Source organism: Flavihumibacter fluminis (assembly GCF_021491375.1).
GTDB lineage: Bacteria > Bacteroidota > Bacteroidia > Chitinophagales > Chitinophagaceae > Flavihumibacter > Flavihumibacter fluminis.
Window position 1 is genome coordinate 358,065 of the sequence record NZ_JAKEVY010000002.1, and the last position, 14,762, is coordinate 372,826.

Here is a 14,762-nt window from a genome sequence, read left to right on the forward strand (position 1 = left end):
AAACTTTTGAGCAATGGCTATCACTAAAAAAAGAAAAGTAGTTAACCCCAAGGTTGATTCCAATAAAATTTATTCCCTTAAAGAAGCTTCCGCACTTGTTAAAGAAGTAAACATCGCAAAGTTTGATGCTTCTGTTGACTTGCATATCCGTCTGGGTGTTGATCCCAAGAAAGCGGATCAGGCTGTAAGAGGAACTGTAACACTCCCTCACGGTACCGGTAAAACCAAGCGCGTACTGGTTTTGTGTACTCCTGATAAAGAGAACGATGCAAAAGCTGCTGGTGCAGACCACGTAGGACTGGATGAGTTTATCCAGAAAATTGAAAGCGGCTGGACAGATATCGATGTAATCATCGCTACTCCTGCTGTAATGCCTAAAATTGGTAAGCTGGGTAAAGTGCTCGGTCCTCGTAACCTGATGCCAAACCCTAAAACAGGAACCGTTACAAACGATGTAGCTGCTGCTGTTAATGAGGTTAAAGGTGGTAAAATCGCATTTAAAGTGGATAAGGCTGGAATCGTACACGCTTCTATCGGACGTGTAAGTTTCGGTCCGGATAAAATTGCTGAAAACAGCCAGGAACTGATCAATGCAATCCTGAAACTGAAACCTGCTACCGCTAAAGGTACTTACCTGAAAGGTGTGAGCATGGCCAGCACCATGAGTCCTGGTATCACCATCGATACTAAAACTTTTATTCACTAATTCTAAAACCGTTCTCCTGTAAAGGGTAGAAATAAATCATAGCGGTATGACTAAAGAACAAAAACAAGAAGTGATTGAACTGCTGAAAGGTAAGTTCGCTCAATATAATAACTTCTACATCACTGATACAGAAAGCCTCACTGTAGCACAAGTTTCCAAACTGCGCAGCGTTTGCTTCGATAAGCAGGTGGAAATGAAAGTGGCTAAGAACACCCTCATCAAAAAAGCACTGGAATCTCTGGATGCTGAAAAATATGCAGGTGTGTATGACGCGCTGAATAATGTAACTGCACTGATGTTCTCCGAGAACCCCAAAGATCCGGCACTGATCATCTCTTCTTTCCGCACGGAATCCAAGAGTGAGCGTCCGATCCTGAAAGCAGCTTTCATCAATGGCGACATCTATGTTGGTGATGATCAACTGAAAGCACTGACCAAAATCAAAACCAAAAATGAACTTATTGGTGAAGTTATTGGTCTGTTGCAATCTCCTGCCCAGCGCGTTATCGCTGCTTTGCTGGAAAAAGCAAACAAAGAAGGTGGTGAAACAGCTCCAGCTGCAGAAGCAGCACCTGCTGAATAATCCTTTTACAATATTCCCCTGCCTGAGGGGAGACTTAGCATTTTTTTAAAACCGCCGTCGGAGCAAACAGGCTGTGAAGACGGTAAAAATCTAATCAAAATGGCAGACGTAAAATCTTTAGCCGAACAACTGGTTGGCCTTACTGTAAAAGAAGTACAGGAACTGGCTGACGTACTGAAAAATGAATATGGTATCGAACCTGCTGCTGCTGCAGTAGTAGTAGCTGCTGATGGTGGCGGCGCCGCAGCTGCTGCTGAAGAAAAAACAGCTTTCAACGTAATCCTGAAAAGCGGTGGTGCTTCTAAACTGAATGTTGTGAAAGTAGTAAAAGACCTGACTGGTCTTGGACTGAAAGAAGCAAAAGAACTGGTTGACGGAGCTCCTAAAGCTGTGAAAGAAGGTGTATCTAAAGCTGAAGCTGAAGATATCGCTAACAAGCTGAAAGAAGCTGGTGCTGATGTTGAAATCAATTAATCAGAATCTCAGTAATAAAAAAGGCCGTCTCATTGAGACGGCTTTTTTATTTATGTCTTTTTCAATAAGTAAATGCTGTGCTGCTTACCATAATACTGATTGTACAACAACATATAGTCCATTGATTGTGTGCTGCCCTGTTTACGAATCATGGATGGAAACAATTGATTTTTTTCCGCCATCCTGACAGCGGACCATAATCCGAAGCCAGCCGCTGTATCGAATTCTCCCGACAGGTGTTTAAAATGTAACTGATGTGTTGTAGCACTCAGTCGCTGCTCCACTTTCTCATAATAATGTTCATACCTGGAATCCTGGTTTCTCCCGGACAGATAAACATCCAGCTGATCCCATCCCAATCCATGTTGCTCCAGCATAGAGTCCATTGCATGCAGCACCGCACCTTCTCCTGGTTCAAACAGTAAGGTCAGGTCAACCAATTGTAAAGGAGCAGCCCCCTGTTGATAATCAAGAAAAAAGAAAAAACTGCCTTCGCCGGAAATGGCACCCGGACTGCTTTTCATTATAGCATCGGGACCGTCAATCTCTTTTTTCCAGAAATCCAGTTTTTCTTTGATGATATAATGTTCAGGGGTCATTTCTTCGAATGAACCTACCAATGCTGTTTGAATGGATTGTTCATTTAACTGGAACGCAGCATCCAATAAAGCATGTTCCAGCGAAAATCCACTGTGTACATAAGTTGAATTGTATGAATTGATCTGGTGATGCAGGCCTATCAGTCCGTTTAAGGAATTATAGGTCGACTGTATAAAGGGAGAGGGGTTCAATGTGCCCTCAGCAAACTCCCGTACTGAATGAATAAATTTTTCCGTATCCGTCAAACTTCCCTTACCCGTACCCGTTATGATGGCTTCCGGTTGGGTATCTCCTGCATCCCGCAAACATTCAATCGCTGTAACTAACCCCAGACGTGTAATTCGGCTCATTCGCCGCAATTGCATGATGGTAAAATAGTCCTGGTAGTTGGGTTCCAGATAGGTAAACCGATTCCCGGATAGCGTTCGTACAGGCTGCAGCAAATCATTGCTGCTGAAACTGTCCTGTGCGCAAACAGCCCGGGCTGTTCTTATGAAAATCGGTTTAATCATACTTGCTGAAAAGTAAACTTGCATTATTTCCGCCAAATCCAAATGAGTTGCTTAAGATATGTTCAACCTGCATCTGCCGGTATGTTTGACAGGGGATTAATCCGGTGGCTTCAATTGGTGTTTCAAAGTTTAATGCAGGATATATTTCCTGGTGCTGAAGGCTCAGCAGAGAAAAAACGGCTTCTATTGCGCCAGATGCAGCCAGGGTATGGCCAGTATAGACTTTAGTTGATGCAAATGGTGGTACAGTTTTACCAAACAAACGATGGATCGCCATACTTTCAGCTTCGTCATTATTCAACGTGGCGGTTCCATGCGCATTTATATAAGATACTGATGCTGGTGAAATACCTGCTTTCTCCAAAGTCCGTTTCATAGCTTCATACGCGCCTAAACCTTCCGGTGAGGGTGCTGTTGGGTGAAATGCTTCATTAAAATTGGCATATCCCGACAATATCGCCAGCGGCTTATTGCCTGTCTTTTCAAGAGTTCTTTCGGATTCCAGCAACAGGTAAGCAGCCCCTTCACCCAGATTAAGACCATTTCGGTTGGCATCAAAAGGTTTGCAGGCATTTCGGTCCAGGTTTTTAAGGCTATTGAAACCATTGACAGTGAAGCGGGTCAAACTATCAACGCCGCCACAAACCACCCTATCCAATACACCCTGTTGCAGCAGTCTTGCACCAAATTGTATGGCATTGGCTGAAGAAGAGCAGGCCGTACTGATGGTGGTAACAAAATCGGTAAGATCAAACTGACGTGCCAGGTGTTCTGTTCCGGTTGCGCAATCCAATCCGGCTGCCCAACTCATGTCCGGCTCCATCTGTTCCGGTTTTATCAGCTCGAAATAGCGGTCTTCAATATCCGTCATTCCGCCAACCGTAGTGGCATTAATCAGCCCCTGCCGGATACCTGCAGGTTTTTGCTCCAAACCTGTAAAACATTCTTCCAGGGCCAATGCGCCCAAAGCCTGCAGTCGACTTTGCTGCAACTTGCTGTATTCGGCAAGTCTGCTGAATAATTCTTCAGTTGAAAAGGGGACCTCCCCAAACGGAAACTCAGTTTTGTGAATACTGTTCAGAAAAGCTGCCGGCCCCAAGCCGGAAACACCAGCTGCCAGTTTTTCCCTTTGGATGGCAGTGCCGTTACCCAAAGCAGAAACAATGCCCATTCCGGTTATAAAAACGGAGGGCATGGCTTATTTTTTTCGATTGGCCTGGATATAATCAGCCATCACATGGATCGACTCAAATACTTTTCTTCCTTCCCGAGGATCTTCTATTTTGATGCCATAATTGCGCTCCAGTAAAACAATCAGTTCCAGGGAATCAATACTGTCCAGGCCCAGCCCATCGCCAAACAGCGGAGCATTGTCATCAATTTCTTCCGGCTGCATTCCCTGCAGGTTCAAAGCTTCAATAATCTGTAACTTCAGCGTTCTCTTAAAATCTTCCATCCAAGGGTATTTAGGTTGTCAAAAATAGCATAATTAGGAATTAATAGCAGTTAGCATTTATATTGCAGGCTATGGCAGTCAGTATTTTAGTGCTCTATTACTCACAGAGCGGTCAATTGGGTCAGATACTGGATAACCTGGTTAGCAATATAAAAGACCAGGCAGAAATTACCATGGTAGAATACCAGCCGGAGCAGGATTTTCCTTTTCCCTGGACCAGCCAGACATTTTTTGATGCGATGCCGGAATCTGTACTTGAAATTCCCGTAGCATTAAAACCTCTTACCATACCCGAGAAGCACTACGATCTGGTGATACTGGGGTACCAGCCCTGGTTTCTATCTCCTTCCATTCCAACCAGCAGTTTTCTGCAATCAGAATATGCGCGCGTATTGTCAGGCAAACCTGTTATTACGGTATTGGGTACCCGAAATATGTGGCTGAATGCACAGGAAAAAATCAAAGCCAGACTACTTCAACTGAATGCCCGGCTCGTGGGCTCCATTGTACTGGCGGATACTAACCACAACCTGATTTCATTGTTGACAATCATTCGCTGGAACTTTACAGGCCAGAAAGAAGCAACAAGGTTTCTTCCTGAAGCCGGAGTGCAAACCCGAGATATTCTCAATACATCGAGATTTGGCCCGATCATCTATAAAGCCGCTGCTTCTGCTCAATGGGAAACGCTTCAAACCGAACTGTTGGCAGCAGGGGCCGTTGATCTCAAACCAACCCTCATCATATTAGAAAAAAGAGGCATTAAACAATTCAGAAAGTTTGCCGTCTACATTCGGGAAAAAGGGGAAAGAGGTGATCCTGCCAGGTTATCCAGAGTACTGTTATTCAAACGTTTATTACTTACCGGAATAGTGGCTTTATCACCGGTTTCCGGATTTACTGCAAAGATGCAGAGCCTCTTCAACCGCTCATCCTTTCGTAAGCTGGTTGGATACTTTAAAAGCACCGCATACGAGAAGGATATGATCTAAGTGGAGGAATTAATAAGTAATATTGCAGAATATTCAAATCAGATATTTTTTATGGGAGATGTGTTTGTTACAAGGCTGGCGAAATTTTTACCGAACGACCCTGTAAGCAACGATGATATTGAACTGTACCTGGGATTGGTGGATGATAAACCCTCCAGAGCGAAAACAAAGATTCTTACTAATAATAAGATCAAATCACGCTATTATGCCATCGATAAAGAAGGCAATAGCACCCATAGCAATGCGCAATTGGCGGCAAAAGCAGTAGAGGGGTTACTGGATGATCAATTCACCAAAAACGATATTGAATTGCTGACTTTTGGAACCATGTCTCCGGAGCAGTTATTGCCTAGTCATACTGCTATGATTCATGGTGAACTGGGATGTCCTCCTGCAGAAATAGTATCTGTAAGCAGTTCCTGTGCATCCGGTTTTCAGGCAATGAAATATGCCTACCTCTCTGTGAAAAACGGCGATATTAAACGTGCAGTATCAGGTGCTTCCGAAAAAGTTTCGACCTGGCTGAGAGGTGAAAAGTTTGATATGGAAGCGGATCGCCTGAAAGAACTGGACGCCAACCCCATGATTGCCTTTGAAAAGGATTTCATGCGCTGGATGTTAAGTGATGGTGCGGCTGCTGCCCTGTTGGAAAACAAACCAAATGAAAATGGAATCTCCCTACGGGTGGATTTCATCGATATAAAATCATACGCCAACGAATTGCCGACCTGTATGTATTCAGGCGCGGTTCGAAGTCCAAATGGCAATCTCACCGGATGGCCTGAATTCAGACCTGAAGAGTGGGGCAATCAAAGTATTTTTTCATTTAAGCAGGACACCCGCTTACTGGGGGTAAAAATCGTACCCATGGGTGGCCAGTTTATGAAAGAAGTATTTGAAAAGCATAACCTCACCGTTGAAGGAATCGACTGGTACCTGCCGCATCTTTCCTCTGAATATTTCAGGGAGCGTATTGCGGAAGAGCAGGAAAAAATCGGACTCCTGTTCCCACAGGAGAAATGGTTTACCAACCTCACCCGCGTTGGTAATGTGGGAAGTGTGTCACCCTACCTGATGCTGGAAGAATTATTCAATACTGGCCAGTTGAAAAAAGGTCAGAAGATCCTGGTGATGATTCCGGAGAGTGCTCGCTTTACTTATATCTATGCGCATTTTACTGTAGTATGATATGAAAAAGGAAGAAGTACCACACGATAAAAAAATCATACATGGGGAAGATAATTCTCTGGTAAAAGTGTTGTACGTAACCGATCAGCAGGGAAAGTATGAAACTACCCAATATGAAGGTTGGGAAGCTGAGAACCTGGCAATGAGCCAGGCCTGGGATGATATTGACGAACGAATTGCCCAAACCCGGGAAAAAGTGATACGGGGAGAAGTAAGTCCGATTGCCTATTTCATGGAAAAAAACCTGATGGATTTGCCTACGCTCGCTAGTTATGTTGGGAGCTGGAAGTTTTTTGTCAAAAAACACCTGACTCCTTCGGGGTTTAAAAAACTCAATGCTTCCAAACTAAAAAAATATGCAGCTATCTTCAATATCCCTGTTGAAGAACTAACTCATTTCAAAGGGTGAACCAGTTGCCCCTGAACACATGAAAATCGAAAACTTTCAACATAAACAGTCGGCGCATTGTGAAAGCGGTGTAACCCTTGGACTCCTGCAGCACTACGGAATAAAATTATCCGAACCCCTGATCTTTGGGATCGGTGCCGGCTATTTTTTCGGTCATCTTCCTTTTATAAAAGTCAGTGGTGTTCCGGGAACCACCTTCCGGATCTGGCCGGGATATATTTTTAAACGGGTTTGTAAAGAGCTCGGTGTAAAGATGAAAGTGGAATCCTTTTCCGGTAAAGAGAAAGGCATGCGGGCACTGGATGCTGCATTGAAAGCCGGCCTGCCGGTTGGGATGCAAACCAGTGTTTTTTACCTGAGTTATTTCCCTCCTGCTTATCGCTTTCATTTCAATGGACATAACCTGATCGCTTACGGAAAAGAAGGGGATGATTACCTGATCAGCGATCCTGTGATGGAAACCGTAACCCGATTGTCTGCGGCAGATCTTGAAAAAGCAAGATTTGCAAAAGGCTTCCCGGCTCCCAATGGACGCATGTATTATCCGGTGCTGACCAAACCTGATTTTGATCTCCCCAATGCTATCCGGCGCGGTATTAAAAAGACCTGCTGGTTTATGTTAAGTTCTCCGCCGCCTTTTTTTGGAATTCATGGCATCCGGTTCCTGGGCCGTAAAATCAAAAAATACCCTGAGAAACTGGAACCCAGGAGGGCTGCCTTATTTGTGGGAAACATTATCCGGATGCAGGAAGAGATTGGTACCGGTGGAGGTGGATTCCGGTTTTTGTATGCAGCCTTCTTACAGGAAGCTGCCCAGCACCTCAATGCTCCTGCTTTGCTGGAAGCATCCAATGAGATGACCCGTATTGGTGATGCCTGGAGGAATTTTGCCTTTGCGGCTGCCCGGGTGATGAAAGACCGGTCTGGCAATCTTGCATCCTACGACGAACTGGGCGAACTGCTGATCCAGTTGGGGGATCGGGAGAAACAATTTTTTACTCATCTTAAAACACTGGTCTGATCGGCATGCTTCAGATTCAGCAGTTGGAGAAGACCTATAAAAATGCAGCAGAACCTTCTCTGCAGGGATTGTCATTACAGTTTTCCGATAAAAGCATCGCCGGATTACTGGGCCCTAACGGTGCCGGTAAAACGACAACGATTTCCATCTTATGTGGATTGGTAAAAGCAGACGCCGGTAAGGCTTTTCTGCTTGGCATGGATGTGGAAAAGGAAAGAGAAGCTATCAAAAGAAGAATAGGAGTGGTGCCTCAATCCATTGCGCTTTATCCCACATTAACGGCAATGGAAAACCTGCAATATATTGGCAGGTTGTATGGGTTGGGTAGTACCTTACTTAAAGAACGAATCAATCAATATCTTCAGTTGTTCGGGTTGGAAAAAAGTGCGCATAAGGCTATCCGTTATTATTCCGGCGGAATGAAAAGAAGGGCTAATATCATTGCCTCTTTATTGCATGAGCCAGAATTGCTGATCCTTGATGAACCAACTGCCGGAGTGGATGTACAGTCGCGAAATATGATCCTGCAATTCCTTACTGAATACAATAAACTGGGGCATGGTATTATTTATACCTCTCACCTGCTGGAAGAGGCCCAGCAGCTTTGTGATGAAATCGCCATAATAGATCATGGGCGGCTGGTGGTACAGGGCAAGCCTGTGGAATTGATGCAGGAACAGCAGGCGCAAAGTCTGGAGCAGGTATTTTTACAATTAACGGGCAGCAGCCTTCGCGACTGATATGAGAAAGATTCTGGCCACTTTCATAAATGAGAGCAGATTGTTTGCCAAAGACCTGGCAGGCATGGCCCTGTTGTTTCTGATGCCATTGGCGCTGACGGTATTAATGGCCCTTATCCAGGATGCACCCTTCCGGGAATACCAGGATATCCGGTTTGAAATTCTTTGGGTGGATGAGGATGGTGGAAAAATGGCCAGGCAATTGGGGGCGGAGCTTGACTCGATTCCTCAGTTTGTTTTAATAAGAAAATTGAACGATCAATTGCTAACGGCTGACAAGGCCCAGGAGCTGGTGCATAAAGGCAACTATAAACTGGCGGTAATTGTACCCAAGGGAGTATCTGCGGAAGTTGCGAACAGTGCTAACCAGGTGGCAAATGAGCTGGGAGCCAAACTTGGAGCACCCGGAAAATTACCTCAAAGAGAAAGCCGGCAGGTGGCCCTGGAAATCTATTTTGATCCGGTGATCAAACAGGCGATGAAGCTCTCCCTCCTGAATGCGCTGGAGAAGCAGGTTACCCGGATTCAAGCAGAGATTATTCTGGCAAGATTAGAGAACCGGCTGGATGAGCAGGCTGCAGATAGCTCGGGTCCCGGACTCCGGTTACAAGAAAAATTACAGGCAGTTCAAATACGGGAAATATCCAGCGGACAACATGCTACTGCAGAATTAACTACCAATTCTGTTCAGCACAATGTTCCGGCCTGGGCCTTGTTCGGACTATTTTTTATCATTATACCTATTGCAGGTAATTTCATAAGGGAACGGGAAGATGGGAGCCTGATGCGAATCAAGATGATTCCCGGATCCTATTTTACTATTCTGCTGGGGAAGCTGGGCTTCTATATTGTATTGGGCATGCTGCAGTTTTTTGTCATGCTGGCTGCAGGTGCGTTATTAATGCCATTACTTGGACTGGATTCACTACAAATTGGCAACGCCTTTGGGTCCCTGTTCCTGACAGTGCTGGTGGTGGCGGCTACTGCAACAGCCTATGGGGTGTTGATCGGGTCCGTCTTTCAGACCCCAAACCAGGCGCTTCCATTTGGGGCTATCTCCATTGTCATTCTTTCTGCTATTGGTGGAATCTGGGTGCCTGTTGAAATCTTGCCGGCAGGTTTACAGCAATTGGCTAAACTTTCTCCCTTGCATTGGGCACTGGATGCCATCAATGAGTTGTTTCTGCGTTCCGGGTCCATCCTGACTGTTTGGAAACAACTGGTTATACTCCTGATTTTTGCCCTGCTCTTCTTTCTGATTGCCGGCATTACGGAATCCCGGCGCCGTCGCTGATTGCGAAATTATTATCCCTTCCTTCTCATTTTTTAACGGTTTACGCGAACTAGACAAGAATTATTAAATTATCTGTATTCTTTTGTTAATTTTTAAAGAAGTATTCCTATTTTGTTAAAAATTTGGTCAAGGCTCTGATTTTTTTCGATTAACCCAACATGAATTCGATCAAAAAAAGGATCATTAAACAACTTTATTTCGGGAAGACCCTTTCGGGCACCGATTTGTCGGAGCGCATTCAAAGGAGCTTACCGGTAACCAATAAGCTGTTGAATGAACTGAAGGTGGCGGGAGATGTGGTAGAGTTGGGTTATGCACCCTCAACCGGAGGCAGGCGCCCCATGATGTATTCCCTGAATAAGCAGTATGGGTACATCGTATCAATAGCGATGGATCAGCTGTTTACCCGGATCGGGATCCTGAATATGGAGCATTCCTTTGTTACCCCAGTGGAGCGCCACGCGCTTAACCTGGAAACCGAGCCGGAGGCATTAACAATGCTAATTAGCCTGGTAGAACAACATATTCAGTCATCCGGTATAGATCGGGGACGTATACTAGGGGTTGGCATCGGCATGCCTGGATTTATTGACCTGGAAAAAGGTATCAACTATTCATTTTTCCGTACTGAAACTGGAAGCATACGCCAGAAATTAGAAGACCAGCTGCAGCTACCTGTTTACCTGGATAATGATTCCAGTCTGGTTGCATTGGCAGAATACCGGTTTGGAGCAGCCCGCAACAAGAAAAATGTGATGGTGGTGAACATCAGCTGGGGGGTTGGTTTGGGAATGGTGCTCAACGGAGAATTATTCCGCGGGCATAATGGTTTTGCTGGTGAATTCAGTCATATTCCCATTTTCAGCAGCAATAAACTCTGCAGCTGTGGAAAAACAGGATGCCTGGAAACCGAAGCATCCCTGCTGGTTTTGGTTGAAAAAGCAGTGAGAGGTATCCAGGAAGGCAAGATCACCAACTTGCCACGGATATCTCTTGAACAACCGGAGGAAGCCTGTTCGGCGATCATCCAAATGGCATTGAAGGGCGATAAATTTTGTATTGAATTATTATACGAGATAGGCTATAATATAGGGAGAGGAATTGCTATCCTGATACATATCCTCAACCCGGAACTGATCATTCTAAGTGGCAGGGGGGCAGCTGCAGGCAAGTTATGGTTTGCTCCTATCCAGCAGGCGATCAACGAACACTCCATTCCCCGCCTGGCTGAACACACATCTGTAGAAGTATCCACTGTGGGAAATAAAGATGAACTCTATGGCGCAGCAGCCCTGGTAATGGAACATTTTGACCGGGAAACCAAGAAAAAGAACAGAACTGTTGGACTGCTAAACCCTATTACAACCGGAATTTATAATTAAACATAAACTCAACTGCAATGAAAAGAACAACGGTTCGAATGCTTTTGCTATTGTTTCTGAGTGTATTCTCGGCATATGCCATCGCTCAGCAAAAAAGGACGGTGACAGGTACCGTTCTTGATGAACAAGGGGCTCCCATTTCAGGGGCTACTTTTGTCGTTAAAGGATCCCGCGCAGGTGGCGCTACTGATGCGCAGGGTGGATTCCTGATTAGTTTGACTTCTGATGGCACTTTGGTTTTCAGTGCAGTAGGTTACCTGTCAAAAGAGGTACCCACTGCTGGTAAAAATGAAATCAATGTGGTACTTCAGAAGGATGAAAAGAGCCTTGATGAAGTAGTAGTAACCGGCTTCGGGGTGAAAAAACAAACCCGAAAATTGGCTTACGCAGTAACAGAAATCAAAGGTGATGAGATCGTTCGTGCCAACAATGCCAACGTAGTGAATGCACTTCAGGGTAAAGTGGCTGGTGTGATGATCAACCAGGGTGCCAGCGGACCTCAGTCCAGCTCGAGGATTCGTATTCGTGGTAACTCTTCTTTCTCTACCAATAACACTCAACCACTGGTTGTATTGGATGGTATCCTCATTGAACCCGGTACAACTGGTAACGATTCATGGGGTGAGAATCCTGATTTTGGTAACATCATGAAGAACCTGAACCCGGATGACTATGAAAGTGTAACGGTTCTGAAAGGTGCAGCTGCAAGTGCACTGTATGGTTCGAAAGCACAAAATGGTGTACTTCTGATCACCACCAAAAAAGGAACAGCCAAAAAAGGTCTTGGTCTGAGTTTTTCTCATACTGAATCTTTCGATAAAGCCTATCGTCTGGTTGATCTCCAGAATCAATATGGTGGTGGTATTAATCCCACTTTCGATACGGATGCAGAAGGTAACCGGATAATTGACATCGCTAATGCTGCCTACTTCTCTGGTGGATATTCCTTCGGTCCTAAGTTCGATGGCCAGATGGTAAAAGAAGCCGATGGTCGTATGATCAGGTACCAGGCAAATGATCCGCTGGATTATTTCCAGACTGGTAAGTTCATCAATACCAACGTAGCAGTTGAGGGTGGAAATGAAAAAACGACCTTCCGTCTTTCTTACAGTAACCTGTTTAACAACAGTATCATGCCAAACAATGATATGAAGAGAAACAGTTTTACCCTGAGAGCTACTCACAAGGTTTCAAACGCTGTATCGATAGACGCAAGTGTTAACTACACCAACACAAAATCTAAGAACCCGGTTCGTCAGGGTAGCCGTAACAACCCACTCTTCGCATTTACTTATTATATGCCAAGACATGTGGACATCGGTTACTATGCAAACAACTACATCAATCAAACGGCAGGTGGTTACCTGGGTAGTCAGAATGCAAACCTGAATGATCCCTATCGTCTGGGTTCTCTGTTCTTTGGTTTGTATGAAGACAATCGGGAGCGTACAGAAAACAATATTCTTGCGAATATTGACGTGAACGTGAAACTTAACTCCTGGTTGAATGCGCTTGTAAGAACAAACACCAATTACTATACTGATTTCTATGAAAGAAAAGCATTGGGTAGTGGTGTTGGTTTTGCAGGTGGTGCATATCAAATTTCACAAAACAACTGGCAGACCTTCCGTATTCAGGCATTGTTGAATGGTCAGAAAGATCTTTCTGATGACTTTAGCACCTCATTCTCTGTAGGTGGTGAAACATTCCGCAACATCGGTGGAATGTATAACAACTCCTTTACATCAGGTGGTCTGAAAATTCCAGGATTGTTCGCTATTAACAACTCTATCAACCCTGCACAAACTGATGCTTACCCTGCTGCAGGCAGAAGAACGGATGCGGTTTATGCCTATGGTGATTTAACCTGGAGAGATCAGTTGATCCTGAACTTCAGTGCACGTAATGACTGGTCTTCTACCCTGACTTATAGAGATGGATCCGGAGATCATTCCTATTTCTATCCCAGTGTTGGTCTGGCTTGGGTATTCTCTGAAATGGAATCAGTTAAGAACTTCTCCGCATTATCATTTGGTAAGTTGAGAGGTGCTATTTCCTGGACAGGTCTGGATGCAAACCCACAATACACCAACCAAACAGGATTCTATGGTCTCTTAGGTACCTTCAATAATGCAACTAATGGTAACCAGTCTGTTTACGGTTTTGCAGGTAATACTTTAGGTAACCTGAATCTGAAAAACCAGCTCACCCGTGAAATTGAATTCGGAGCTGATCTCCGTTTCTTCAATAACAGACTTGGATTGGATGTTGCATGGTATCGTAAGAATACCTACAACCAGATATTTAACCTCGCAGCTCCTGCAGAAAGCGGAATTAGCTCAAGAGCTGTTAATGGTGGTGAAGTACAAAACCAGGGTATCGAAGTATTGCTGACTGCAACTCCGATCAAAAGAAAGAACCTTACCTGGAACTCTACGTTTACTTTCACCAGAAACAGAAACAAAATCATTTCAATCGGACCTGGCGTAACGTCTCTTGACCTGGAACTGGCTTTCGGTGCTGATGTTGTAGCCAAGGCGGTTGCCGGTGGCGACTATGGTACTGTTGAAACAGGTTTTGCATTCGCTACTTACCAGGCTAAAGATGCTAACGGAAACCCGGTTGCACACTCAGCAAATGGTCAGCGTGTAATTGGAAGCCCCAGCTTTGGTTCAACAGGTGGTTACTATACTTACATGCGCCTGCAGGACTATAATGGTACCAGAAAAGTATTGGGTAGCATTATGGAAAAATTCCTTGCCAGCACAGTACAAACTGTTAACTACAAAAACTTTGTATTCAATGTACAACTGGATGCAAAAATCGGAGGCCTGATGGCATCAGCTACTCACCAGTATGGTTCTGCAAATGGTTCATTCAAGAATTCACTGTTTGGTCGTGATCAGGAATCAGGTGGTGTTGCATACACAGATGCAAATGGTGTTACCCGTTATGATGGTATCATTCCTGATGGTGTGTTGAACGATGGTATTACTGCAACCAACGCAAATGGTCAGGTAGTTGATCTCGGTGGTATGACTTACGCAGAAGCGGTTAAGCAGGGTTTACTGCAGCCAATTCCTGCCTACGCATACTACGAGAACCTTTCTCAGTGGGCATCCGGTATTCGTGAGTATTCTGTTTTTGAAAACTCATGGGTGGCTGTTCGTGAAGTTTCAGTAGGCTACAATCTTCCAAAAACCCTGGTTAGCAAAGTAAAAATGAGCAATCTGAGAGTTGGAATTACTGGCCGTAACCTTGGATACCTGTATACAACTACCAAAGGTGGTGTGAATCCGGAAAGCATTTATAGTAACCGTGCTGCTGCATTCGCAGAATATGGTGGATATCCCTGGGTTAGAAGTCTTGGATTCAATATCAATGCTACCTTCTAAAGTTTTAACC

The 14,762-nt window shown here is 44.7% G+C and carries 14 protein-coding genes; 11 read left to right on the forward strand and 3 right to left on the reverse strand.

Features of this window, described 5'->3' with window-relative positions:
- Positions 1-13: 13 nt before the first annotated feature.
- From rplA to rplL, 3 genes are all read left to right on the forward strand, one after another.
- Positions 14-706: a 50S ribosomal protein L1 gene (rplA, locus tag L0U88_RS07855; protein WP_234865285.1), complete on the forward strand. Its 693-nt coding sequence runs from the start codon at positions 14-16 to the stop codon at positions 704-706.
- Positions 707-752: 46 nt separating this feature from the next.
- Positions 753-1,289, forward strand: coding sequence for a 50S ribosomal protein L10 (gene rplJ, locus L0U88_RS07860; RefSeq protein ID WP_234865287.1), 537 nt, complete (start codon positions 753-755; stop codon positions 1,287-1,289).
- Between the two features lie 99 nt (positions 1,290-1,388).
- The gene (gene rplL / locus L0U88_RS07865) at positions 1,389-1,763 is read left to right on the forward strand and encodes a 50S ribosomal protein L7/L12 (protein WP_234865289.1); all 375 of its coding nucleotides are present in this window, start codon (positions 1,389-1,391) and stop codon (positions 1,761-1,763) included.
- Positions 1,764-1,813: 50 nt separating this feature from the next.
- Here the strand turns inward: rplL and L0U88_RS07870 are convergent, their stop codons facing one another.
- From L0U88_RS07870 to L0U88_RS07880, 3 genes are read right to left on the reverse strand one after another with little or no spacing between them, the layout of a single operon-like run.
- Positions 1,814-2,875: a beta-ketoacyl synthase chain length factor gene (locus tag L0U88_RS07870; protein ID WP_234865291.1), complete on the reverse strand. Its 1,062-nt coding sequence runs from the start codon at positions 2,873-2,875 to the stop codon at positions 1,814-1,816.
- Positions 2,868-4,070: a beta-ketoacyl-[acyl-carrier-protein] synthase family protein gene (locus L0U88_RS07875; RefSeq protein WP_234865293.1), complete on the reverse strand. Its 1,203-nt coding sequence runs from the start codon at positions 4,068-4,070 to the stop codon at positions 2,868-2,870. Before L0U88_RS07875 ends, L0U88_RS07870 begins: the two co-directional genes overlap by 8 nt.
- Positions 4,071-4,073: 3 nt before the next feature.
- Positions 4,074-4,331: a phosphopantetheine-binding protein gene (locus L0U88_RS07880; RefSeq protein ID WP_234865295.1), complete on the reverse strand. Its 258-nt coding sequence runs from the start codon at positions 4,329-4,331 to the stop codon at positions 4,074-4,076.
- Between the two features lie 71 nt (positions 4,332-4,402).
- Between L0U88_RS07880 and L0U88_RS07885 the strand changes: the two genes are divergently transcribed.
- The 8 genes from L0U88_RS07885 to L0U88_RS07920 all read left to right on the forward strand — a co-directional run bounded on the left by L0U88_RS07885 (position 4,403) and on the right by L0U88_RS07920 (position 14,752).
- The gene (locus tag L0U88_RS07885) at positions 4,403-5,323 is read left to right on the forward strand and encodes a hypothetical protein (RefSeq protein ID WP_234865298.1); all 921 of its coding nucleotides are present in this window, start codon (positions 4,403-4,405) and stop codon (positions 5,321-5,323) included.
- 51 nt (positions 5,324-5,374) lie between these two features.
- Entirely contained in the window at positions 5,375-6,511 is a 1,137-nt protein-coding gene (darB, locus tag L0U88_RS07890) for a dialkylresorcinol biosynthesis protein DarB (protein WP_234865300.1), read from the forward strand.
- 1 nt (position 6,512) lies between these two features.
- Complete coding sequence (gene DarG / locus L0U88_RS07895) at positions 6,513-6,920, forward strand: flexirubin biosynthesis protein DarG (RefSeq protein ID WP_234865302.1); 408 nt, start codon at positions 6,513-6,515, stop codon at positions 6,918-6,920.
- A gap of 19 nt (positions 6,921-6,939) precedes the next feature.
- Positions 6,940-7,941, forward strand: a complete 1,002-nt coding sequence (gene darH / locus L0U88_RS07900; RefSeq protein ID WP_234865304.1) for a BtrH-related acyltransferase DarH — start codon at positions 6,940-6,942, stop codon at positions 7,939-7,941.
- A 5-nt stretch (positions 7,942-7,946) separates the two neighbouring features.
- On the forward strand, positions 7,947-8,681 hold the full coding sequence (locus tag L0U88_RS07905) for an ABC transporter ATP-binding protein (RefSeq protein WP_234865306.1): 735 nt from the start codon (positions 7,947-7,949) through the stop codon (positions 8,679-8,681).
- 1 nt (position 8,682) lies between these two features.
- Positions 8,683-9,975: an ABC transporter permease gene (locus L0U88_RS07910; RefSeq protein WP_234865308.1), complete on the forward strand. Its 1,293-nt coding sequence runs from the start codon at positions 8,683-8,685 to the stop codon at positions 9,973-9,975.
- A gap of 158 nt (positions 9,976-10,133) precedes the next feature.
- Entirely contained in the window at positions 10,134-11,357 is a 1,224-nt protein-coding gene (locus L0U88_RS07915; protein WP_234865310.1) for an ROK family protein, read from the forward strand.
- 17 nt (positions 11,358-11,374) lie between these two features.
- A complete protein-coding gene (locus L0U88_RS07920) occupies positions 11,375-14,752 on the forward strand; it encodes a SusC/RagA family TonB-linked outer membrane protein (RefSeq protein ID WP_234865313.1) in 3,378 nt (1,125 codons plus the stop codon).
- The last annotated feature ends 10 nt before the right edge of the window (positions 14,753-14,762 follow it).